General features: G+C 36.3%; 19 protein-coding genes. All 19 read right to left on the bottom strand.

Annotated elements, in window-relative coordinates; genetic code table 11:
• Positions 1–8: 8 nt before the first annotated feature.
• Complete coding sequence (locus VZF35_RS16675) at positions 9–1,919, bottom strand: methyltransferase domain-containing protein (protein WP_407306661.1); 1,911 nt, start codon at positions 1,917–1,919, stop codon at positions 9–11.
• Between the two features lie 101 nt (positions 1,920–2,020).
• Positions 2,021–3,196 (bottom strand): acyltransferase family protein, encoded by a 1,176-nt coding sequence (locus VZF35_RS16670; protein ID WP_407306658.1) that lies wholly within the window; start codon positions 3,194–3,196, stop codon positions 2,021–2,023.
• A gap of 224 nt (positions 3,197–3,420) precedes the next feature.
• Complete coding sequence (locus VZF35_RS16665) at positions 3,421–4,554, bottom strand: DegT/DnrJ/EryC1/StrS family aminotransferase (protein WP_407306655.1); 1,134 nt, start codon at positions 4,552–4,554, stop codon at positions 3,421–3,423.
• A gap of 21 nt (positions 4,555–4,575) precedes the next feature.
• Positions 4,576–5,097, bottom strand: coding sequence for a GNAT family N-acetyltransferase (locus VZF35_RS16660; RefSeq protein WP_407306652.1), 522 nt, complete (start codon positions 5,095–5,097; stop codon positions 4,576–4,578).
• Between the two features lie 19 nt (positions 5,098–5,116).
• Positions 5,117–6,481: a class I SAM-dependent methyltransferase gene (locus VZF35_RS16655; protein ID WP_407306649.1), complete on the bottom strand. Its 1,365-nt coding sequence runs from the start codon at positions 6,479–6,481 to the stop codon at positions 5,117–5,119.
• 12 nt (positions 6,482–6,493) lie between these two features.
• Complete coding sequence (locus tag VZF35_RS16650) at positions 6,494–7,057, bottom strand: hypothetical protein (RefSeq protein ID WP_407306646.1); 564 nt, start codon at positions 7,055–7,057, stop codon at positions 6,494–6,496.
• A gap of 21 nt (positions 7,058–7,078) precedes the next feature.
• Positions 7,079–8,758 carry a glycosyltransferase gene (locus VZF35_RS16645; protein WP_407306643.1) on the bottom strand — a complete coding sequence of 560 codons (1,680 nt, stop codon included), beginning with the start codon at positions 8,756–8,758 and terminating at the stop codon, positions 7,079–7,081.
• Positions 8,751–10,601, bottom strand: coding sequence for a glycosyltransferase (locus tag VZF35_RS16640; RefSeq protein ID WP_407306641.1), 1,851 nt, complete (start codon positions 10,599–10,601; stop codon positions 8,751–8,753). Before VZF35_RS16640 ends, VZF35_RS16645 begins: the two co-directional genes overlap by 8 nt.
• Positions 10,602–10,613: 12 nt before the next feature.
• Positions 10,614–11,333 carry an ABC transporter ATP-binding protein gene (locus VZF35_RS16635; RefSeq protein WP_407306639.1) on the bottom strand — a complete coding sequence of 240 codons (720 nt, stop codon included), beginning with the start codon at positions 11,331–11,333 and terminating at the stop codon, positions 10,614–10,616.
• A 26-nt stretch (positions 11,334–11,359) separates the two neighbouring features.
• Positions 11,360–12,142: an ABC transporter permease gene (locus tag VZF35_RS16630; RefSeq protein WP_407306637.1), complete on the bottom strand. Its 783-nt coding sequence runs from the start codon at positions 12,140–12,142 to the stop codon at positions 11,360–11,362.
• 186 nt (positions 12,143–12,328) lie between these two features.
• Positions 12,329–13,336 (bottom strand): glycosyl transferase family 1, encoded by a 1,008-nt coding sequence (locus tag VZF35_RS16625; RefSeq protein ID WP_407306634.1) that lies wholly within the window; start codon positions 13,334–13,336, stop codon positions 12,329–12,331.
• A 9-nt stretch (positions 13,337–13,345) separates the two neighbouring features.
• Positions 13,346–14,239, bottom strand: a complete 894-nt coding sequence (locus VZF35_RS16620; protein WP_407306632.1) for a glycosyltransferase — start codon at positions 14,237–14,239, stop codon at positions 13,346–13,348.
• A gap of 16 nt (positions 14,240–14,255) precedes the next feature.
• Positions 14,256–15,269, bottom strand: coding sequence for a dTDP-glucose 4,6-dehydratase (gene rfbB / locus VZF35_RS16615; protein ID WP_407306629.1), 1,014 nt, complete (start codon positions 15,267–15,269; stop codon positions 14,256–14,258).
• Positions 15,269–15,832, bottom strand: a complete 564-nt coding sequence (gene rfbC, locus VZF35_RS16610; RefSeq protein ID WP_407306626.1) for a dTDP-4-dehydrorhamnose 3,5-epimerase — start codon at positions 15,830–15,832, stop codon at positions 15,269–15,271. The genes rfbB and rfbC overlap by 1 nt, the downstream gene beginning before the upstream one ends.
• 12 nt (positions 15,833–15,844) lie before the next feature.
• A complete protein-coding gene (gene rfbA / locus VZF35_RS16605) occupies positions 15,845–16,723 on the bottom strand; it encodes a glucose-1-phosphate thymidylyltransferase RfbA (RefSeq protein WP_407306624.1) in 879 nt (292 codons plus the stop codon).
• An 83-nt stretch (positions 16,724–16,806) separates the two neighbouring features.
• Positions 16,807–17,913, bottom strand: a complete 1,107-nt coding sequence (locus VZF35_RS16600) for a glycosyltransferase (protein ID WP_407306622.1) — start codon at positions 17,911–17,913, stop codon at positions 16,807–16,809.
• 229 nt (positions 17,914–18,142) lie between these two features.
• Positions 18,143–19,492 carry a sugar transferase gene (locus VZF35_RS16595; RefSeq protein ID WP_407306620.1) on the bottom strand — a complete coding sequence of 450 codons (1,350 nt, stop codon included), beginning with the start codon at positions 19,490–19,492 and terminating at the stop codon, positions 18,143–18,145.
• A gap of 313 nt (positions 19,493–19,805) precedes the next feature.
• Positions 19,806–21,878 carry a cell wall-binding repeat-containing protein gene (locus VZF35_RS16590; protein WP_407306618.1) on the bottom strand — a complete coding sequence of 691 codons (2,073 nt, stop codon included), beginning with the start codon at positions 21,876–21,878 and terminating at the stop codon, positions 19,806–19,808.
• Positions 21,879–22,134: 256 nt separating this feature from the next.
• The gene (locus VZF35_RS16585; protein ID WP_407306616.1) at positions 22,135–25,686 is read right to left on the bottom strand and encodes a cell wall-binding repeat-containing protein; all 3,552 of its coding nucleotides are present in this window, start codon (positions 25,684–25,686) and stop codon (positions 22,135–22,137) included.
• Positions 25,687–26,215: the final 529 nt, after the last annotated feature.

The raw sequence follows: 26,215 nt of genomic DNA, 5'->3' as shown, positions 1-26,215 counted from the left end.
ATCGGCTGTCATAAGCCTTTTCTTAATCCATTATGAAACAAAATACTTTTTACCTTATAATCGAACGAATGGTACTTTGATATCTGTTCATAATTCTTATTTATTATCTCCTTAATTTTGCTATTATCAATTCTATTCAGCCACTCATAAGCTGAAACCTGCCAAATTTCCTTGTCATTGGGAAGTTGAATTATTCCCCCGTCAAATAAATTATCCACATATGGCAATCGCGTTGTAAACACCAGGCATCCACATGCAATTGCTAGATATACTCTTGTTGATACGCAAAATGTTGATTGAGCATTCTTATTATCAACAATATTATAAACGATTTTTGATCTTTTATAGAATTTAAATGCATCTTGTCGGCTTACTCTTCCAAAGGGTGAACCATCACCGATCCATAGAACGCTAACTCTTTCATTTTGAGGCAAAAACGATTTTATGTTCGCTAGTCGTTCCTCCGAATATGCATTCGCTATTATAAGGACATCTATATCCTTTTTATCCCACTCGATAAATTCACATAGTTTCTGATCATATACTCCATTCATATGTACCTGACCACACGGCGATTTTATTTTTCCTATAAAGTGTCCAGAAGCTACAAAACTCATATCGAAATAGTTTGAAGGTTCATATACCTCACTAATATATCTTGATTCATCAACATCACCATACCACTTAGAAATTAAAAGCTCAGGATATTGATATTTCACTTTTTCTAGCAATTCTTGAATATTAGAAAAATTTGCACCGGTACCCAAATGTAGTAAATCTGCTCCATCGCATTTGTCTAATATATCATTTATAATCAATTCTTTAGCTTGTAAGTTAGTTTCTTTTAAACTAAGCATACGGAGATCACAATTCATCTTAAATGCTTCCACCCAATTTGGAGTGTAGGTATCTCTAATGTTCAAATCACAATATGTCACTATAGGCTTTTTATTTGTAAAAATAAATTCTGCGAATTTCAAGGTAACAAAGAATGTATTATCTATTAATTTAATCTTACAGTCTCCATAATTACTCATAAATCTCTTAATTGATTTACTGCTCCAAAGCGATAAATGAGTCGGATCTGCATGATAATTCTCTTTTGTTATCGTTAAGAATAAATATCCATTGGGCTTAATCACTCTTCGTATTTCTTCTAATATTCTTTGGGGATATAATGCATGTTCAACACCCTCAATAAAGATACCACTATCGAAAGAATTATCTTCAAAAGGTAACTCATAAAATGAAGACTGAATAAATTTTATATTATAAATTTCGTCTCCAAAATATTCCTTGGCACACCTATTACTATATTCAATAGCAAATTCATCATTATCAAGTCCTACAATTGGTTTTTTTGTTTTTTCGTGAAAAAGAATAGCTCTTTTACCCGTCCCTGATGCTATATATATAGTTCTTCCAAAATTTATTTTTGAACCAAATAGTTCCTTTGTAATAATTTGTTTTCTATACCAATCGTAACTATAATCAAGATCCTCATTGATTTCTCTATTTTCAATAATATCTTTACAACGAGATTCTGAATGGCTTCTGTTTTGTGTTAATTCAATTTTATTATGTGAATTGTTAACTTTTATTTTTACTTGCTTTAAAAAATTGATTTCCCCATTATTCTCCAAGATCCTTATATCTAAAGTATGTTCTCCATTTTTAATACTTTTAGTATTGCAACTAAAATTAAACCCAGCATTTACATTTTTATATTCAGGAAATAATGTATCAAAGTGTTCTCGAAAATCTCCATAATAAGCTTCACCAATAATATTATTGTCAAGCAAAATTTCAACTTTTAACACTTCATTTTCACTAAGATACCATCCATACAATAAATAGGTATTCGAAATCTCATCTCCGTCATTTGGAGCATCAAGCCATCCTTTTGCTTTTAAAACCAATATATTCACTCCAATTCACAAGATAATATACAACTTCCGAACTGGTTGTAGGAAAGATAAATGATGTATCTATAGTCGTATCTTCCAATAAAACTATAGAATTAGTAATTCACGTTAGTTTTAGGTAAAAATAATCTACATTTAATTATTAAGACGTTTTTAAGATGCAAAGAGGGACCTTCTATGTATTTCCATGATAATATTGAGACAAATAATGTAATGCAAAATACTAATATAAAATAGTTCGCAATTGTCAAACGCGATCCAAAATAATAAGTTATCAATTGTTGAATAGGGAATGCATATATATAAAGTCCATAGGTAAAATCTCCATATTTTCCAAACGAAGGAAGCCTAAACTTTAATCCAAGGGCAAGTATGAGATATGGAAGACATACTAAAAAAGCATACTTGAGTAAATGGATGTTAGAATTAACAAATAAAAACAATAAAACCATAGTAATCAAAAATATAAAACGCCAACTAAAATAGATTTTATCCATAAAAATATATATTGATGAACCAGTAAGAAAATAATACAATAATTTGATAAATGAAGCGTATTCATTATCACTTATAACCCACCATTTGTAACCCGATAAATGAACTAAAGAATAACTGTACTTTAAATTTAAAATGACGAGCATTCCAGTAATAAATGTCGTTAAAAGCAACAGTTTACGGTATTTAAAAAAATAAAAAAAAGAAAATACAATTAAAATAAGATACATAGCGAATTCATGCTTTATTGTCCACATTGAACCATTCAAACCTAAAGAAAAAGGATTAGATGAGAAAACATCTCGAATAGTCCAACTATATCCTGTAATATTCAAAGTAATATTTTTAAATACAAAATTCCAGGGATTATCCTGTCCTGGTGCCCAAAAATAATTATAAATTGTAGTATGTGATACAATTGGACCTATTATGAAAGCTATGACTGTTAGAGATACAAAAAAAGCTGGAAAAATCCTCAAGACTCTTTTAAGCAAGTAAATCCCGTAAGAGGGACTTTCCAAAAGGCTTTGAGTTACCAAAAAACCACTAACAATAAAGAAACATTCAACCGGAGGGAAATAATTTACATAATTCAGTATGGCTGGATAAGCGTAATTTAGGTGACCTAACAGTACAAATGAATGAGAATATATCACCATCATTGCTAATAAAAATCGTATTAAATTAAAGGAATTATCTTTTTTTGAATATATGTCTTTAAAGGTTACTAACAGAACAATCAACATCCTTTGAGTAATATTATTGTAAATATCCATTGAGTCTTACTTCAATAACTTTTGAAACGAGGTTTAAGCTTTAATTATTCAAGATTTGGCCATGTATGGCCATTCATAGTCAAATCTTGCTTGCATAACACCGGAATAGGATTATGGCATGAAATAGAGAATGGAGGGATATTAAGTATGGCTAACTACTCGGCTATTAAAAAGCAAATTTCAATAAATAATGGAGGACACCTGTTAATAAAAATAATGGGTTATTATTTTGTAAAGACATTCACCACCCCAGCAATCTTTTTAATATCTTCCATAGTCAGCCCCAAATGCAACGGAAGCGTAATAATGTGCTGAGATATTTTATGCGCATATGGGCATTTCCCATAATCATAGGAATACATATCATATTCGGTATTGTCACGGTAATGTACACCTGCGTAAATATCAGCATCATTAAGTGCTTGCATCAACCCATCTCTATCTTCAACCGCGACTTCGTAAATGTGAAAAGAGCATTCATCCCTATACGGAGCCTTAATAATTTGGACCCTATCATTCTCTACAAACAATTCATCATAGTAAGCTGCCAGTTTCCTTCTGTAAATGTTATCCTCATCGAGATATTTTAACTGTACTAATGCAATCGCCGCCATAATTGAATTTCCGTGATCCTTGTACCCCAAATAATCAACATCATATTTCCACTTATAAGTGCCCTTGTCACTGCTTCTCTCATATGTGTCCTTATTAATACCCAACCACGTCAGCTTACGACAAATCACATCATTTCCAACATTTTCAAAGCAAATCATTCCGCTATCAGCTGTAGGAAGATTTTTTACTGCCTGATAGGAATAAACAGTTACATCCACTCCTTCAAAAGTACCTGGGCAGACGCCGTTCACTCGAGTTCCTGCCATATGCGCCGCGTCGAGAATCAACTTTAAATCATGATTCTTGCAAATTTCAATTATTTTATCTAACTGTCCTACTCTACCACCATAGCCTACAAACATAACCGCTTTCGTTTTATCATTAATTTTCTTCTCCACGTCAATAGGGTCAAGACAGAGATATTCATCAATGTCGGCAAATCGTGGAACGAGCTTTTCATACAAAATAGCGTGATTGGTAGAAACAAAGGTGATAGGAGTGGTAATTATTTCGTCGCCTTCTTCCCAACCGTTTTCCTTTTTCAAAATTTCTACTGCAAGGTGTAACCCTACAGTCGCTGAGTTTAGAAAATGCGCATTTTTGTGTCCAGTAAACTGTTTCCACTGCTCCTCAAATTCTACAGTCTTAAAGCCAAGGCCTGTCCAACCTTTTTCCAAACACTCTCTAATTTGCTCCAGACACTCATCTACATGGAATTTGGGTTTTAACACTTGTATTGACATAGAATTACCTCTTTCCAAAATTTATAGGGAATGTTTAATAATAAATTTGTCCGTTATCAGCTCCATTTTTAACATTCCATTAACCTTAGCATAGGTGATAAAGCCGGTCTTTTGATATGTTTTCATAGCACGAATGTTGTCCATAAAAACCTCGAGTATTATTCTTTGCATCCCAAGTATCTCAAATCCAATTTTACAAGCACAAACAGTAGTATCAAATCCTAATCCTTTTTCTGTTCTAGTATCTTGGTCAATTACAATACGCCCGAATTCACAGGTTTTTTCCATGTTATTGAAATTATATAACCCCACCATACCGATAATAAGATCAGGTCTTTTTACTTCAGAAACAGAAAACATATAGTCATCTTCTGTTTTTAGGTATTTTTTAAACCAGAGCTGTTGTGTTTTCTGGTCTATTTCTTCTGAATAGATAAACCATTTCCTCTCACGGTTGCGCAAAAGGCGCAATAGTTCAACATCCTTTTCTGCCAAGGGTCGCAAAATAACACGACCAAAGCATTTTGTTAATCGATGATTCATTTTTGGTTACCCCCATAAGTCAATCAATAAATGCAGCCAAATAATTTTTCTCAAAAATCCAAGACTTTCGATTAATGACTTCTAAAACTCGTATAATACTGGTACTACTCAAACTTTTAAAGCGAATGGCAACGTTTCCATTAAGTTTCCCAACTTCAATTTGATGCAGACCTTCGTGTGAAACAGTAAAACTTTCTTGTTTAACAATTTTGCCATCCTGAACTACTTCTATGAACAGACACGAACCATAATTACTTACCAAAAAATAATTAATTTTCTCTCCATAACCTTTTATAAAATATTCGATGTAGTCATCACATGGAACAACCTTTGAAAATTTCAAAATTGATCCTTTATGAAAGTCAATGCAATTTAATATAATCTGATCAGTAAAATTCTGAGATCCCTTTATAAGTAATGAAAACGAGTCTCTTCTAGCATCAAATATTTTAAAATAATCAAAAAGAAAATAACCTCTTTCATTTTTTTGTAAAATTTCTAGTTCTAGTTTTATCACATGGTCTAATTTTCGATTATACTCCTGTTCAAATTCTTTATTCTTGACAAGTTGCATGTCAATAGTTTGTTTAAGCTTATTATTTTCTTCTTGCAAATTATTAAATTTAGTAGTTAAGTCATCAAGTTTAGAGTTTAAAAACTGCTGTTTTTCCATTAGTGGTTGAGTTATGTCAGTTAATATGGATCTCTCGCTATTATATAGAAGATCTCTGTTACGGAGTACATTAATAACTGATGGTTCAATTGTTTTAGCTTGTTCACTTAATTTTTTCAATTCCTCATCACTAAATGGTTGATTTGATTTATTCACTACAAGTACATAAAAGAGTTGATCGCAAACATTATGAAGTGCTTTTCGTGCATGGCGTTTTTGTTCTTGAGTTAAATGTCGATATTCTTTGTAATAAAAAAATTCTATTTTTAACGGCTCGAGCTGCATTTCTACTCCACTATTATCACTATCTGCTAGACCCCAGATTGGAGAATGTGGGCAATAATATTCTTCAAAATCCACAAGTGACGTAGGATAGCTTGTGCATAGTCGCAGTGTATCTTCATTGAATACAATCTTATGATAATAATTTGCTTGATCTAAAGATGTATTTGAATAGGGCGCTAAAATTTGTACTATCGCTTTGTTCTTGCAAACCCTATATATTTCTTCCATTACATTTTGAAGGTTTTCCATATGTTCCAATGAATGAGACGCATATATAACATCTACCGAATCATTATCGAAAGGAAGCCCCTTATCAACATCGGCTACTATGTCGACACCTTGTAACGGGAAACGATCAATACCGATATAACCATCTGTCTTTGTTTTACCACAGCCGATTTCAACCTTGATCAAATTTTTTTCCATCTTATAAATCTCCTAAAGTTTGTAATCTGGCCCTTTTTGCAAAGCAGATAGTCCAATAGTTGCCAGATACATTAACAAAATCGCTATAATTCTTGAAATCGAAAAATTAAACTTTATCGGATTAATAATTACGGTTATCTTCTTAAGTACCAAACCGGGATTATCTCCTAAATCAATCCGCAGATCCTTAACTTGCTGATTTAAATCAATTGTTGTTGTTGTTACCAACGTCTCATTATCTGTTATCATAGATTCTGCCGAAAAATTTATATGTTTGTTGTTGGTATAAAACAAAACGACATTGGAAATTGATTTGTCAGCATCCACTGTAATATTAACTTTATTCACCATAGTATTAATACTAGGTATAATCAAATTTGGATCGAATCTGCTAACAAGAGTATTATCCTGTTTTGTCCAATTCACTGCTTGCATCTTTTCCATTGTATACGTTAAATTATACTTTTTATTTGGATTTACCTTAGCCGATATAAAATCAAAATTAAACACACCAAATTCCAGAAGCAAGGCTACCGTCAATACAATCAATAAATTTTTTACCCTAATATTTTTCATGCATTTCACCTAATTTTATTTTTACTCAATACAATTCACATAAAGAGCATCTGTGCCTTTGAGTGGAAATCCTAACCTGTTAAAAACTTTATAAATGAACGGCCTATTTCTTGTATCTTCTAATACTCCTATATAATGGGATTTGTGTGAATATTTAAGATCAAGCTCAACTGTTAAGAGTTTTCCTCCACAGTTGTATACTGTTTGAAAGCCAAAAATAGTCCACTCTTGGTATACTATTAACTCAATAGGAATTGCGACATGTCTGAGGAGGCGTGCATTTGCATATAAATTCATTTGCACGGTTCCTGAACATCCGATAAAGTCTGATGCGAAAATTATACCTAGTCCGGACATCTGTTTTACTTCGCAGAATATATTATACTTCCTGCTCTGACTAATTTCTTTGGAATAACAAAGTAGTTCATACTCTATATGTTTATCTGATCTAATGATGCAGGATTTATTGACCGCCGTGAAGGTTTCGATAGCTCTGGAATCGGCTTCTGCCTCTAAAATTCGAATCAGGCTGTCATAATGAAGCTGTTTCTCTAATTTAACCCCAGCGTAGCGTTCTAATGTTTCGTCAATTACATTTGTAAATTCTCTCAGGGCTCTTTGTGATGAAAATTTCTCTTCATAAACACGATAGCCGTGAATACCATATTCCTTGGCCTTTTCAGGGTAATCAAGAAAATATGCCATTTTATCAGCTAACTCCTCCGGATTATTCCGTTGGATCAAAAAACCTGTCTCATTGTCTAAAACAATTTCCTTTGGTCCACCGGATCTTGCAGCAATTGAAGGTCGACTGTGTGCCATCGCTTCTATTATTGTCATCCCAAAAGATTCAACATATGAAGGCTGAACAAGACACAAACAGTTGTTAAATATCGCTGTAATATCATTTGTTCTGCCCATCATTTTTATGTGATTTCTCAATCCATTTTGAACAATGAAGTCATTGATTTCCTTTTTAATCGACATAGAGCCATCACCATAAAGTAACACGGTAAAGTTCTCATGTTTTCTACGTAACAGAGTAGCAGCTTCCAATAAAGTAAAAATCCCTTTGTATTTATCAAATGTGTTAAGACAGATAAAAGTTTTACATTGCGAATCAAGTTCTTTCACCAGATTTGGCTCTGTTGTCCAGTTATGCAATGTGGTTACCGGACTTAGGTTGTACTGTCTATAATGTGATGTTGTCCAATCAGAGCAGCATATTATACTGTCGCTCAGTGCAATAAACATGCGATCAAAGAACAACCGCCTTTCTGGATCAAATTCAGGCGCAAGCATATAACTATCCAAAATACCGTGTATCCACCCTACTACCGGAATCTGCAGTTGAACTCCAGCAAGTGCCGAGATAATGCTTGTAGCTGTATTGTTAACCACTAAACTAATATCATTCTTTTTTAAGATCCTTGCAAGTTCCCCATAAAGTTCCAATGTCTTCTTTGCATTTTGACTACTATTGTATTCTGTGGCAGAAATATATTGGACATATTCTGGAAGATTAACAGTCTTAATCTTATAATCATTACAAATCGTCTCTAAATCCTTACTGGGGCCGACAGGAATGAACATCACAGGGCGATGTCTGTTAGATGATTTTAATAGCATTGCCAAATTGAATAACATTCGTTCAGCTCCAGTCAGTGCCGGACTGTGTGAAACAAGTGCGACATTAATCATCTATCCGATCCTCTGCTTTCACAATGTAATCTATCGTATTAACGAATTCCCCAAGTAAAGCTCCCACAGTATGATTTTCCATGACATCACGATAGGCATTACTCTGTACTTGTCTTAAAAGTCCTGGGTTAGTCAAAACCTCTTCTATTTTGTCTCTCCAGCCCTCTACAGTTTCAGCTTCAACAAAATAACCATTCTCTCCATCTTTGACAACAGTTGTGTATGGTTCTACTTTCGAATAAATACAAACGGCTTTTACAATTGAACTCTCTACATATTTATTATAACACTTAGACATGGATGTTCTTGTATGTAAAATAGGCGCAAGTAGTACGTCTGGGCTTAACTTGCTAATATTTTTTGCATATGCTGAGTAACTTAAAAAAGGAATTTCCACGACATCCAATCCATCAAATAATTGTTTCTGTTCCTTGCTAAGGATTCCACACAAAACTACACAAATATTATTATATTGTCGTGCTACTTCAGCTAACGCCCGAAATGGTATGTCATCGTACCGAAGACTTCCTGAAAAACCAACAAAAAATTTATCTGACTTTTCACGCTGATTTTTGCTATCAAACAATTTAGGCTCCACACTAATAAAAAATTTCGTAATATTTCTAGCATAAGGTGCTATATCTTCGATTAGTTTATCGTTAAACGTCCATGTAGTTTTGCATTTGCCAATTGCTTTAATAAAGTTATCATAATTTGGGTTCCCTTTCACAAAGATACTTCCATATTTGGGATGATCTTTTGCGATACTAATCCAGTTGTCATCTATCATATAAATTGTTGGAATGCCATTGAGCTTGCAAAAATCAATCAAATTTAGAGCATTATCGCTTCTACATCTTGTGAAAATCACCAAATCAGAAGTTTCCAGCTCTTCTTCAGTTGCCAACTCATCCAAGCATGACTTATATGTACAAAAGCCCAGTCCAGAAAGATTTTCAAAATAATTAAAGAAGCATATCTGGTTGTGGTGGTATTCCCAATATCCACCCAGCACCGTAATCTTATACTTATTCCTGTATTTTAGTTCTTTTCTTTTTATGATAATTCCGGTAACATCAGAAAATCTTGCTGCATCTTCTTCCTTTAAATCCTGCATGAAGTCCTGAGCGATCTCTTCACGAGCTTCACCTGGAAAGGCGGGGCGACTATTCCGGATAATATATCGATTAATGATATCCTTGGGTAAACGAATTTTTCGATGAAAAGAATAGAACTCAAAACTCGGGGCCTCATGCTCAAAAATTCCCATGTCTTTAAATGATTGATCCTTTGAGAGTCTTAACGTTAATTCCTGCATAAAATCTGCCTGCAATGATTTTGAAGGGTTAAATCCACCTATACTTTTCAAAAATTCAGTTCTAACAAATAAATCCATTGAGGAATAGCAGTTCAAAGCTTGTAAAAATCCATATCGATTTTCATCTGTCACTTTGATACCTGTTACCAATGCTACTTGAAATGCATATACATTTTGATTCAATTCTTGATCTAAAAATATTTTTACTGCCCCCGGTATATGTTTACATCCCGGATAAACAAACGTCACATATTTGCCTGTTGCCGCTTCCAATCCCATGTTAAAAAGCTTCGCAGGCAAATCGCAGATGGATTTTGTTTCAATAAATTTCGCATTTTTAAATAATATTGGAAGTACCTGGTATGTCGGAAGTGTTGTCCAATTTTCCCCGTCTGCAACAAAAATAAGTTCAATCTGTTCTAACTCCTGTAATTCTTTAATTAAAGTATTGAACTTTTTAATTAAAATTTCATATCTGCCAAACAATCCAATAACGAGTGTCAGTCTATTCGAACAAAATTCCATAACAACACCTCACTAAATCGTACTGTTCATGTATGCGTTCACAACCGTCTGCGGATCCCCATCCATTAAAATCATTCCCCGTTCCAACCATATGCACCGGTTGCACATTTCGATGGCAGACTTCATGCTATGGGTAACTAGTACCATAATTTTTGAAATTTCCATCATTTTATTCATTCGTTGTGTTGCTTTATTGAGAAATTCTGCATCTCCAGCAGCAACTACCTCATCTAACAATAAAATATCTGGTATTATGGCAGTAGAGACCGAAAATGCTAAACGAACAAACATACCCGAAGAATAATATTTAACCGGCATATTTAAAAATTCTCCTAACTCGGAAAACTCAGCAATTTCTCTCATCTTTTTCTTTATACTTATCGGCGTTTCACCTAACATCAATCCACGCAAATAAATATTATCCCAACCGTTTTGTTCCATTTCAAAGCCGGTGGATAACTCAAACATGCTAGATATCCGTCCATCCACAGTTAGCTTCCCTGAGACCGGCGGATAAATACCAGATACCATTTTTAAAAAAGAACTCTTTCCCGCTCCGTTATGCCCGATAATTGCCAGCCGCTCACCATCCTGAATTAACAGGTTCATATCCCTTATAGCGTGAACCGATCCATTTGAATCAAAATCATTGAAACGTTTGCTCCCTGGAATTAAAATATCCTTGATTCGTTTTTCTCGCCAAACCTTGAAGATAAGGTTTACATTTTCCAACTGAATAACACTCATGTTCTTTCTTATTATAGCTTAAATGCTATTCCTTTCTTAGTATTCATGGTCATTGCAACGCTAAATATAAAGAATATACATGTAAGGCCAATAGCAATTAAATACGTTGATCCCTCAGGCAGTTCTTTTCCTAACATAGGCATTCTTACTACTTCCATAATATAGTAGAATGGATTGATCTTGTAAACAAACTCAAATCCCTTTTTGGCTAGCATTTCTGGCTGATAAAGAATCGGAGTCACATAAAAAATTCCTTGTAGTACCAAACTCTGTAACGGTTGGAAATCTCGCAAATTCAAGTTGAATACTGCTGAAAAATTAGCAAGAGATAACGCGAATAAAAACATAATGACGAGCCCAGGAAACATTAACAACATTTTAGGTCCAAATAGCTGTGGCTGCAAAAATAAATAAACAGCAAAAAAAGTAATAACACTATACACCAGATTAATAAAATTGACAATTGTAATCCTTAAGGGAAAAATCTGAGCATTGACGGTTGTTTGCTTCAAGTATCCCTCTGCTGAAATAAAGGCATTCGTTCCTCCGTCAGCAGAGGCATTCATGAAAAGCCACGGGTTTAATCCAGCAAAAATCAGTGGAATAAACTCCTTGGGATCAACGCCAAAAATAATAGCATAGACACTTCCAATAATTAAAACTAGACCTAATGGTGTTAAAACTGCCCACGCTATGCCTAATACTGACCGGCGATACTTTGTCTGTAAATCACGGTTTACCAAACTAAATAAAACATAGCGATCACGCCATATACCAATAAAATATTCTTTCATCAACTAGTTATCTCCTTATTTTCTTGAGAAAATTTAAATACTTTTTAAATAGTTTCCAAATAAGAATTGGAAAAGCCGCCAAACCAAACTGTCTCCATAATAATTCTACCCGCTTCCAATAATTCAGCAGGTACATGTTCTTCAATGATATATCCTTAGGTTGCAACTCTTGCGCACAGAAGTCAATCAGTGGAGGAATTTCCTCTGCCAGCTTCTCCGCCACTTGAGGGGGGAAAACTCGTTACCTACCAGTTTTCTCGCCTCATTTGCACAGTGTTCTCTCAGTTCCCAATCCAAGATAGCTTTTTTAATGGTATTATACCATCCGTCATATGTATTTTCACAGAGAAACCCATTTTTATTATCTTCCACTATTGTTGTGTAAGGCGGACATTTTGTATAAATCCCAGCCGCACTCAGAGTAGTATATTCAATAAATTTATTGAAATATTTAAGCCGATAAAATTCGGTGGTATATAGAGGAGCGAGTCCTATATGGTATCTGTTTTCAGACAGAACCCTCTTATACTCATCATAATCATCAAAGAAACCATAATGCCTCACATTGGTGAGTTCTTTAAGCTTCGGATCAGCGCCGATAAAAGTAAAGTTCACACTATCTCCGAATTCCTCACTTATCTTTTTAACCACCGGTGAAAGATATTCCTGAATCAATCCTGAATGATCCACTGAACCAGCATACAAAAGATTCGTTATATTACCATTCATTAACTGAGGTAGCTTGCAAGACAACTCCACTGGTACTTTACTGATAACCCATTTTCCATTTCCATAGATATTATATTTTTTGCCGATTAACGGATTAACGCACCAGAGTATATCGCTTTTTTCTATTATTCTAATTAATGCCTGCTTCTGTTCTTCATCCGAGAAGTAATTTGTACTTGAAATGCCTTCGGGTATATTAAGTAGATCATCATCTAAGAAGTAGATCACGAACCTGCCAGCCTTTTTGGCTGCCTCAACAACCTTTAACGAGACATATTCAAAGCCTCGGACACATATTAAAATATCGCACCATGCAATATCACATTTTTTAATCTTCATTGTTTCTAAGAATCGCACCTGACATTTTCCCTTGCGTTCTAACGGTTTCAATGATTCAAGGACACCTACTCTTACGGATGCTATTAGTGCAGGACATTCTACCAGAACTTTCGTTGGTCTAACCATTCTGCCCCCCTAAACGTTATATTTACCTAAAACATAAAGCACCTTAAATATCATAGTTTCAAACCATGTTTGGCGAAATACTCGACAAGTGACAACATAGCATATTCTCCGAAGGAGATTCCTTTGACTGGAAAAATAACGTTCAACTTCACGTTTCTTTTCTTCATCAAGAACCTGTCCGTATCGGTTATAAAATGCTCGTAATTGAAGAGAAATACTATTTCCCTTACCAGTGCGTACGTTTTTCAAACGTTTCATAGACTGTTCCCAAAAATTCAAATCATAGCCCACAGCGTTGTCGCCATGTTGTCTGTGCATTACTGTAAAATTTCTGTCAAAGGCAATATTTCCTATTCCAGTTGCCACGAGATAGAGCCACCAGTCGATAACATGGACATCACTAATTCCTTTTGCAAGCAATTCTTTCATCATTGCCAAGTTAAATACCTGAGTATGACCAGGTGTTACATTTTGCACCATGGCATTAAAGAATGAAATACCCTTCTTCGGTACTATAGAGCTTCCTCGAAAACGAAGTTCTTCATCTACAATTTGCGAACAGGATGCGAACATCGCCGGCTTCGAATCATCAAAGTTTCTTAAATGATTAATCGCCGTTTTTAGCTTTTCTCTCAGCCAGACGTCATCCTGATCGCTAATCGCAAAATAATCACAGGATAAATCGCAATGGGCAAAAGACCAGAACAAACTATCGTTAACACCCAGATTTTCTCCCATCACAACCTCAAAGCCATATCTCTGATTGTACTCACGTAATATCTCCACCGTATGGTCTGCAGAGCCGTCATCCCGTATCAGAACCTTAATATCTTTGACACCTTCCAGTTTTAAGAAGCTGTCAAGTTGTTCTCGTAAGTACTTTTCTCCGTTATATGTAGACATTAGTATTTGTATCTTTTTATCGCTTATCATACATTTTTGCATAATAGTTCTGGTATTCTCCACTGATAATATTTTCCCACCATGATTTGTTATCCAAATACCATTGAATTGTCATCTTAATGCCATCTTCAAATTTTGTTATTGGAAACCATCCTAAATCATTGTGGATTTTTGCTGAATCTATTGCATATCTCATATCGTGTCCCGCACGATCTTTTACATATTCGATTTTTCCATTACCGAGTTCCCTTATAATTGTCTGAACAACTTCTAAATTGGTTTTTTCATTATGTCCACCAATATTATAAATCTCACCCAACCTGCCCTTATGGATAATTAAATCGATGGCACTGCAATGATCTTCAACATAAAGCCAATCACGCACATTTTCCCCAGTACCATACACAGGAAGTGGCTTATTATATAATACATTTGCAATCATCAACGGAATGAGCTTTTCCGGAAAGTGATAAGGTCCATAATTGTTAGAGCAGCGTGAAATAGTCACTGGTAATCCAAAGGTTCTATGATAGGCCTGTACCAACATATCTGCACCAGCCTTACTAGCAGAATATGGGCTGGAAGCATTTAGAGGGGTTTCCTCCGTAAAGAATAAATCCGGTTTATCTAGCGGAAGATCCCCATAAACCTCATCTGTGGATACCTGATGATAACGATCAATCCCATGCTTCCTGCAAGCGTCGAGTAAAACCTGAGTACCCATCACGTTCGTCTGAAGAAAGACAGAAGGATTTTCAATAGAACGATCTACATGGCTTTCTGCTGCAAAATTAACAATTATATTTGGTTTTTCTTTGTAAAATATTTCAGAAATCACTTCCTTTTCTGCAATATCAGCCTTGTAAAATTTAAACCGCGGATTATTGATTACAGATTCTAACGTTTCCATATTTCCCGCATACGTCAATTTATCCAGACAAATGATTTCATACTCCTCATACCTCTTCAGCATGTAATGTACAAAATTTCCTCCAATAAAACCTGCTCCGCCGGTTACAATTATCTTCATTAATATTTCTCCTCGTAAATAAAATCAACATCGCTTTCACATAATTTCGGAGCATTTGCATCTTTGTTAGACAGGATGGGATTTTCTATCCCCCAAGATATGTTAATCTCATCATCATTCCAAATAATATTACGATCTGCTTCGGGGCTGTAATTGTTATCTGCTTTATACAAGAATTCCACGTTATCCGTTAGAGTTAAATATCCATGAGCAAAACCACGTGGAATTAAAAGTTGTCTCTTGTTTTCAGCCGATAATTCTACTCCTATCCATTTCTTATAGGACACTGAACCTTTTCTCAGATCTACAGCAACATCTAGCACTGCTCCCTTTCCGCAACGTACAAGTTTCGCCTGTGCAGCTGCTCCCTGTTGAAAGTGTAACCCTCGCAGAGTTCCTTCTAGAGCAGAAAAGGACTGGTTGTCCTGTACGAAACTGTAATGTAAGCCTGCCTCTTCCATCTTTTTAGCTGACCATGATTCCATAAACCACCCACGATTATCTCCAAATACCTGGGGCTCTATGATATAGACATCCAAAATCTCAGTTTTTATCACGTTCATTTGTTATTCCCCTTAATACAATATTCTTCCACCTGCGACTGTTTTTAGATGCGCACCATACGCTGATTTACCATATTTTTTGGCAGATTCCAACACGTTTTCCTTTGTAATCCAGCCGTTATGATATGCAATTTCTTCAAGAGCAGAAATTTTTATCCCCTGCCTTGTCTCAAGTACTTTTATAAATTCTGATGCTTCTGTAAGAGAATCAATTGTACCTGTATCCAGCCAAGCAAAGCCACGCCCTAATGTGACTACTTCAAGACAGCCATCCTCTAAATATATGCGATTCAAATCTGTGATTTCCAGTTCACCTCGATTAGATGGTTTGAGCATTTTTGCATATTCAGACACTTTGGAATCATAAAAATAAAGACCGGTAACTGCATAATTTGACTTTGGAATGACAGGTTTTTCCTCTAAAGAAATTACCTTTCCATTCTTATCAAACTCGACTACACCGAATCTCTCCGGATCCTCCACATAATAACCAAATACAGTTGCACCCTTTGTTTGCTGAGCTGCCTTCATCAAATGTTTAGTAAAGCCACTGCCATAAAAAATATTATCACCCAATATCATGGCACAGCTGTCTCCATTAATGAATTTTTCACCAATAATAAAAGCTTGCGCAAGGCCATCCGGCGAGGGTTGCTCTGCATAGGAAATATGAATCCCAAAATTTGAGCCATCACCTAAAAGTCGTTTAAAATTCGGCAGATCCAGTGGAGTTGAGATAATAAGAATATCTTTAATACCTGCCAGCATAAGTGTAGACAACGGGTAATAAATCATCGGTTTGTCATAAACAGGCAAAAGTTGTTTTGAGGTCACAAGCGTCAACGGATATAACCGCGTTCCGGATCCTCCTGCTAGTATAATCCCTTTCATTGAGTAACCTCCTAATTTGTAATCTATTTTAAATTGGGTCTCAATTACTAACTGATAAACTACTTTATTTAAAGATTAAAGCCTTAATTGAATGTGGTATAGATTTCCATGATCTGATCAAAAACATGGTCCAATTGAAACATTTTTGATTTTTCGAATCCGATTTGTCCATAATGTATTCTCTGTTCCTGACTACATGTATAAATTGACTTTAAACAAGAAATTAGTCCTTTCTCATCCTGACTTTGAAATAAAAGCCCATTTGTGTTCTCTTCTACCAATTCTCTGTGACCTTTAATTTCACTCACTACCACCGGCAGACGGCACCCCATTGCCTCAATGATATTAAAAGGAAGACCCTCTATCAAACTAGTAGATACAGCTACGTCACATTTAGTATAAAGAGCAGGAACATCATTAACATAGCCTAAAAAATGTATGTTATTTGACATTCCGATTTCTTTTGCCAATTTTCTACAATCCTCAAGTGTTCTACCATCTCCTGCTAAAACCAAATGGGCTCTCTCCAACTTACACTTAGCAAATGCATTAATCAAGAGGTTATGATTCTTTCGTTTGGAAAACTCTGCAGCATAAACAAACAGGAAATCATCCGGTAAGAAACCCATCTGTTTTCTCAGTTCGCTCTTTTCATGAGGAGAAACAGATTTGCAACGTGACGGATTAACGCCCATGCCATCAATATAATGGAGACTTTCTTTAAACAATTTATATCTTTTAGCTATCTCATGATCCTCATGGTTCATTACCATAACGATATCGCTTACTCGTGCAACGATCTTTTCCGGAATCAAATAAATATACTTTTTTATGCCGGAATTTAGATTAAACAGATAACCATGAGAGATGTGATAGATTCGTGGACGGGATTTCAAAAACATCGCCGCTATCCGCATAACTGCTCCTGCAAGGGTAGCATTAGTGATTATCTTTTCATAGCTCTGCACATCCAACAATTTAAATGCCTTAATAATAGCACGTAAATTGTTGGGTGAATGCATTTTCTTATCAAAAGGCAGGGCAAAAACCTGATGCGCCCACTTAATTGGAACTGTTACATTGGTGACAACATGTACTTCATACCCCATATCTCGAAATGCCTTTAGATATGGAAGATGAAAATTATTTATATGCGATACAGTCGATGCACAAAATAAAATTTTCTTCACATTTCTCTCCAACTAAATCAAAATCAGTACCCTGAACTCTTTCAGCATACCACAGTAAGTTTCTATTCAATTCTACAACAGAATAATTTTGAATTGAATCAAGAGGTAGCTTATCTTAACAACATCCTCAGTCAATATATTACCATCCTGTAGTATCTTTCTGCAGCATTAACCCTTACAGACCAATTTTTATTTTCCCTACACTTCCTTGGTAAAATACTTTTCTGACTTACATTGCACCTTTTCTATATAATACTGCAGGGATTGTCTGCAAAATAATCTTCAAGTCAAAAACAAGCGACCAATTATGAATATAAAAAAGGTCCATTTGAATCCTGTCTTCATAACTTACATCATTACGTCCACTCACTTGCCAAAGCCCTGTGAGCCCGGGCTTCACGCGAAGAATCACATTCCCATGAGCGCCATAACGAGCAATTTCTGCCGGGACAATCGGACGTGGGCCTACAAAACTTAGGTCTCCTTTTAATATGTTAATAAGTTGTGGCAATTCATCCAAACTACACTTTCGTAAATAACTCCCTAGTGATGTAATTCTAGGATCATTATCAATTTTATAATTGTCATGATAGTCTTTATTGATATTCTCATTTTCAAGCAGGGTCCTAAGTTTTTGTTCCGAGTCTACTACCATTGTCCGAAACTTGTAAATTCGTACTCTTTTACCATCAAGCCCTAATCGTTCTTGGGAAAATATAACATGACCAGGTGAGTCAAGCATTAATACTAACGATATGAGAACCATAAGCCATGACGTAAGTACGATTCCTATTGAGGCCAATACCACGTCTAAGACTCTTTTGAGTCGTTTTGAGACGCCATCCACAATTAAGTCCTTAGGCCCCAAGAGTAGAATTCCTTTATAATTAATTGTCTTTAAAGGAATTGACAATAAGCTACTCACCGATGGTACAATATATAGTGGGATATAATTAAGCTCGCAATAAGAAATGAGTGGTTCAAGTTCACCTACTCTTTCTTCGTAGACTAAAATACCTAGATCCCTAGAGTCCAACAAACCTAACTTGTTGGCTATGTCTTGATGGCTTTGTACTAATTCCGATAAGTCGGTGGTTAAGGAACTATTTGCCACAACCCTTAGTCTCATCTCATGTATCAATTTTTTAAGAAGATTTTCATTTCCAAACTCAAATCCTATAGCGACTAAAGGAAGTTTTGCCTCATCCCCTAGACTTGATTTATGCACTCTCGCTAGAAGGTACCTTGCTATTATGGCCAAAATGAAATTAACGCCAAAAAAAACTGTGAAATATATACGCGAATAGCTTATACTACGCACGTAAAAGGACATAACATAAAAAAAAGCAGCACTATACAATAGCGAGCGAAAATAAATTTGTGGCCTTGCCTGCAATAGTTCTGACGTTTCATAGTTCCCTGAAAGATACAATAAGCCTAAAAAAATAATGCCTATCAGCGATAACATTATTAAATAGGCATTGATACTAATGACAGATATATCATTCAAGAACTTTAAATATCCAACTAAAGAACCGCTCAGACTATAGATTAGTACATCACAGATAAAAAACCGCATACTTAGCCGGATACTCTTCCAGAGTATAACAATTTATATAACCTCCGCTATTGCGAGAAAAAATGCTTTCTCAGAAGTTCTTTCATTATAGTATGATTTAATATTCGACGCAATTCTTATTAATCCTCCTCGGTGATAAGTGAATGTTTGGGAATAGCAGTATATATTAGGAAATTGTTTGTTATGTGCTCGCAACGATAATTGTTAATAGAGTGCTATCAAATATTTTGTATCAAAATTAGCCCTATAGAATAAACACTTAAAAATTTAATCATTCTATAGGGCCAATTCAATCTTTTCAGCACCCCAATAATTAATTTGTTTGTTTTTCGTCCAAGACATTAACTCTAGGGTCAGACGTGTTCGATGTATGTAGATCAAAGAACGCTACAATTGAATGTTTCACTAACCATTTTCCGTCACCAACAAAGGTAACTTCATTCGACGGAAATTGGGGAGATGCAAAATATGGGTAATAATCTTGATAGAGGACATTACCAGAAAAACTTTCGCCAGGATAATTTTTGGCGAGATCATTATTTATCTGGACAAAGTATGCCATAATGCTTCCTTGTTCGTTCGAATTGATTAAAGCTGTCCAATTTCCATAATCCTTTGGATTCATTATTCCATGTATGCTAATATCGGCTGTTCCGGATTGATAATCATTGACCTTCCAAATGAAGTGAACACTTTTTCCTGCTATGGTCATAACACTATAGGAATTCTCCAAATTCTTTAGGTTCTCTGTAGAATTAAGATAGTTCAAAGGGTCCGTAAAATCTTGATCAGTCACTTCCGTCACGGGTGTTGTATTATTTTCGCGTGGTAGTTGCGACAGTGTTTGATTAATATCCTGCGTTAGCATTGGCTTTAATTTATTAATAGGTACCGACAAGTATAAATTCTGTCCATCAGTGATATCTGTTGTAGTTGTTCCTATTACTTCAGCCCTCTCATTTACTAACACACCACCACTTGTTCCTGCAGATACTGGGGCAGATATTTGGATATAGGATCCACCATTAAGTAATTCCGATTTGGTGCTTATGATTCCGTCACTCATTGTGTTATCGTTACCCGAGAGGTTTCCGATCGTATAGATTTTATCTCCGGTACCTATCTCGTCAGAATCACCGAGAATTACTGGTTGTAAACCCGTTGCGTCTATTTTAAGCAAGGCTAAATCCTGCGTAGAATCATACGCCAAGACTTTCGAGACATCATATACCTTTCCATCGTTAGTTTGAACTTTTACAGAATTGGAACCTTTGATTATGTGGTAGTTCGTAGCGATTTTACCTGTGGCGTCAACAATATATCCGCTGCCGCTGGCAATAGGTATACCATTGGAATCACTGGCTTCAATGTGAACGATCGAGGGGCTTAATTTCTTGGCAATCTCACTTGCGGTGTATGTTGAGCCTGGAGTGGTCATCTGTGATGAATTTGTGTATCTTTGAATTAATGCCGAGGGCATAACAACTTCTCCGCCTAGAATATCTATTTGCTTTATTGTGCTACTCTTAGAGTTAAGATAATCACCTATCGTTTGACTATAGTCAACATCGACAAGCACAATAGGAGCGTCCTGGCTAGCAGCATAAGCACTTCCAGCAAGGGCATCCGCAAAGCCGTTTCCAGTTGCAATAAAGAGTTTACTCCAATCGAGGTCACTATTAAATTTATTCAAAACTGCAAGATTTCTACCATACTTATCACTTCCGGTTATTCTTTCCACGTTAGGAAATTGCATTGTTACGGACTCATTAATTTGATCTATGGTCCCAATTAAATATGTGTGAGTAATTTCTTTTGAACTAAGATAATTCTCAATACTGCTTGTCAAATGATCTTTGGGCACTAAAATAATCGGTGCATTCAATTGTGCGGCTATAGGAGAGACGGATAACGCATCTGCATAATCGTCACCACTGACTACGGCTATCTCTTGTACGTCTCCTAGCTGATTAGCAATTTCAATAGCCGTATCGTACCTATCCTGCCCTGCCAAACGTGTTATATTGATTCCAAGGTCTCTTACTTCGTTCTCAACCGTTGAGGAAATGACCGCAGTTCCACCCACTATGAACACACTCTTTACCTTAAGGTCTATCAGAGTTTGCTTCGTTATGGGTGTTAACTCTTGAGCTTCTGTCAGTAAAATTGGGGCATTATATTTTTTAGCTAAAGGAGCTGCTGCTAGTGCATCCGGAAAATTCTCTCCATACGCCAAAATAGCATAATCGGACTGTGTCCAACCTTCTTTGGCAATATCCGAGGAAGTATCATACTGTGTATAACCAGCTATGCGATGAGTCGTAGGAGAGGCGATAACAATACTGGCAAACGTCATCTGAAGGATACATACAGAAACAATCAGCAATAACGATGTATATCTCCATCTTATCCGATGATCTTTTATATTTAGAAAATCCTCGCTTATAATATGACAACCCTCCCTTGTAATCTTTGATAATTCATTGTTTCTACGTGAATCTTGATTTACCTCTTTTGCTTTTGCAAAATCTTATTGCGCAAAGAAAAGACCCTACAGAGTTAAGGATTAGCAAGCAAAAAATCGCCCCACGTTCTTTTAGTTAGGACGTGAGGCGTAGGTGATTATATTATAATAAGAAATTTTATCGGGCAGTATCAGTGTATATTGACATGTAGGTAGGATCTGTAGCTACTACGTGGATTTCAATTGTTTTTGTTAAGCCGTTTGTTGTTACACCGGTAAGCGTAATTACGTCACCTACCGCAGGCTTATTAGTAATCGTACCATCTGCATCCATTCTGAATTGACTGGGGTTTCCGTTAGCATCGACTGCAGAATCTATTATAATCTGTGCTAATGGCATTGCTTTTGTACCATACTGATCAACCGCTAAGAAATATACGGCACCGCGGCCAATAATATTCAAATTAGCTGTGGGATCTAATCCGTTATTAGTTGGCCCATACTTCCCTACCGTTCCGTTTTTGTCGAATCTTGCCATAATCTTATTTGTATCTAGCCAATTTTGGGCAATTGTAGCTACATCTCCAGTTTCATTTAGTGAGTTACCCGGCAAATAAGTTCCCACTGCAGCAACGATAGCTATTGCTGTACGTGTTGCTGATGAAGATTTAAGGGGTGTCGTTACGGTATGAATTTGCCCATCAGCACCTTGAAGAGTTACTGTTAAGGTTGTGCTTGATGCGGTTACATTATCAGCTAACTTATTGGCAACTACCTTGACTTTATCATAAGCAATTGCTCCGGAAGCTGCTTTATCAACAACTGTAAAGTCTGTTGAATCAACAGATACGCCGATCACGGGCTTCCCTCTTAACTTTACTTTTGCTCCGCTTGAGGTTGTTCCATAAACATATGGGTTAGCTGCATAATCTTTATCTATATCATTAATAGACGAGTCCCCATTAATATCATAGATTGGATTTGCAACTTTATCGATGATGTAATCTTTTATATCTTTGTCTGCTAGAACTGAGATAGTTATGGATTTTGAATCAATTACCGTATGCGGGTCTGCCAATGTTCCTGCATGGCCATCCTTTGCATTAATCAATTTGAATATTACAACCCCGCTAGCAGCTCCTGTTAGATTGTTTACATTGGCCGCTGTTGTTTGAATGTTAATACCCTTGGCGCCAGATGCTACGGGGTCACCTACGGCATTTCCATATATATCCGTACCAATCAATGTAATAGCAGATCCGGTAGCAGTAGTCGCTAAAACTTCATAATCGTAAGCTGGAACAGCTAAAACCCCGCCAACTTGAAGATCCGGCTCAGTAGCTTTACCTATCATATCAAACACTCTACCATATTGATCTTTTACACTGAGACCACCATAGTTGATTCCGAAGTCGATGAATTGGTTTGATCCATTTTGCATGTTCGTTAACAACACGGCAGAGTTCAATATTAACGAGTCGGCCTTAGCCGGTTTTTGAATATTTAAGGTTAGTGTACTTAATTTTCCGGTAGAAGTCACCGCTGTCAAAGTTTCTGTTACACTTTGTGTTCCGTTATTCGCAATCGCTGTGTTTAATATACTTGCAGTTCCATCAGCATTTTCATGAAGGGAGCAGTTGGTTAGTGTCAAACCACTGACACTCTGTTTCAAATCGCTATATTTTGTTAATTGGCTCCCATTTTGATCATAGGCTATGAATGAAATTACCTTTGATTCCCCAGAAGCTATTTCGTAGAAAGGGCCCATTAATTTAATTGAATCTAGTTTAGATGCTTTCTTTAGGCTTGCATTGAGTGACGAAGTTGTTCCTGACCAAGTCATGGCTGTAATGACTGTCGGCATATCCATACTGATTGGAGTACCAGATGTATTATTAACAACCACTTTAATGACTGCTTTTGAGGAATCGCTCGGATCTTCTTCAACCGAAGCTGTTACGTAAGAGTTTGAAGTGGTCAACAGATTATCATTACCGTTATTATCAGAATGTAAAATTAACCCGCCCTTAATCAAATCATAACTCGTTGTTGGATTACCACTGCTATCCTTGGCTGTATAGCTTGCATAGAAGATACTTGTATCTCCATCCGTTAATTCTTTACCATCTGCGTTGGTTAAAGCCCCAAATTGAAAATCACTTAACGTTCCAATTTGTGTCGAAGTTGTTAGGGTAGCGCTTGTTGAAATTCCTGAAGTTGAATCGTAGCCAGTGATTACCACAGTGGCGAACTGCATAAGATTTGTAACATTTGGGGTTAATGTAAGCAAACCATCTTTTGCATCAACAGCACCAACGCCGCTTTGGAAGGTTAAGCTATTAGCCAGAGCTCCTGTAGTGATATCATTTCCATATTGGTCTAATACATTATAGGTTGCATATCCTGTTTGAGCATTATTGTTATGTGAATCGGTAACAACCCCTAATTTTGTGGAAGTAATATTAATCGAAGCAATTTTTTGTTGAACTACAGATACTGAAGTAGTTCCCAGATCCGTTGTGTCATTCTTTACATCAACTGTATAAGTTCCTTCTGGAAAATTAGCTGAATTCTGCAGGGTCGCTTCTGTCTTAGCAACATTCCAAGTCGCCAATACAATTACAGGAGTTGATGCGTTTTGGACAGTGAAGATAACTTTCGAGGTATCTGCAGGCACTTGATTAAATACTACTTTTAAGGTATCGGCACTAACTGCGCTAACAGAAGTGACAGCCAACGTGCCAGTAGGGGCTGTAACTTGCTCAGTACCAACTCCTGTACGTACAGTTTCAGAAACAACTGCTGCACCACCAAGGGCCGTTACAACAGCACCATCCGAGAGTTTACTGTGCACAAAGGTATTTGCTTTTGGAACTGTTCCGTTAGTTAAAACGATAGGGGATTTCGTTTGAGCTGCGAGTGGAGCACCAGCCAGAGCGTCAATTCTCGTTTCACCATTGGCTATATAGACATTGGTATAATTCAGTGTTGAACTGAAGTCCTGGATAACTTGATTGTTGGTGTCATAAGCTGTAGTTCCTGCATGGCGGATCGCGCCAGGGAATTTTGCTTTCACTGCATCACTGATGATGCCTGTTCCACCGATAACATCAGCAGTCGTGATACCTGGATTAGCAGCTAAATAAGCAGCAACACCGGCAGGTACTTCGTTTTTATCTGTTAAGAGGATTGGTTCATTGCCAGCAGAAGCAATTGATGCAATGGAGAGAGCATCCGGGATGCCATTTGCCACTGCAACTTTTGTTACGTCTGCCATTTTTTTAGCGATGTTTACTGAGGTGTCTGCACGATCTGCGCCACCGAGGGGAACAACTGTGATACCCATGCTACTCAGTTGATCAAGTACTGCTTGGCTGATAACAGCGGTTCCGCTGGTCACATAAACTGTTTTAACTTTAAGTTTTATAAGTTCTGCCTTGGTGTCTGAATCGAGTGTGCTTCCTGCTCCGGTCAGAAGGATAGGAGCTTTCAAGTAAGTAGCGAGCGGACCAGCTGTCAAGGCATCAACCATACCATAGGATGTAGAAGATGCGAGGATTGCTGTACCGGTCCAACCGGTTTGATCTGCGATGGCTGCAGCAGTTTGAGCTGCAGTTGTGCCTGCCAAACGAGTTGGTACTGTATCCGTTGCAAATACATTCATTGGCACTATTGACATAGCCATACCAGCGATAGCTAATGTTACTAGAACCTTTTTAGCTTTTTTCATGTAGTTACTTTCTCCTCTCAAATTATTGTTTTTGAGGATGTAAATAGACTTTGATTTTCCGTTCCTAGGACGTCCTATTGTTGTCCACCACCCCCTTGGAAAATGAATCTTGATTCATTTCAAGCGCTGACAAGGAAAGAGATAGTTCAGTCACCAGACAACTATAAGTAAATAGGCCAACCGGATTTTTAGAAGCGTCCTTCAAAAATTCGATTGATTTACCTCTGGTGCGTACCTCAATTAAATGTGGAGTTAAATATCCCCATAGTAGTAAATTTACTTATAAGTATTCTAATAATGGAATCTTAACCACCAGATGGAGCAATGCTCTAAGATATGTTATTCTACGTACTTTTAATTTATCCTTCATTGTTTTCTGATAAATCACATTTATTCTACTTATCACAATATTCTCAATTGTTTACTACATGATAAATACAGCAAAACGAGCCTTTCGCCTACTAGGGATGAGAGACTCGTTTTGCTAAATTTACCAAATTAATTCCCTTCATGTTAGATTAAATCTCAA

The organism is Desulfosporosinus paludis (assembly GCF_045689965.1).
Taxonomy (GTDB): Bacteria; Bacillota; Desulfitobacteriia; order Desulfitobacteriales; family Desulfitobacteriaceae; genus Desulfosporosinus; species Desulfosporosinus paludis.
Note: the sequence above shows the minus strand (reverse complement) of the source record. Positions and strands in the feature narration are given on the sequence as shown.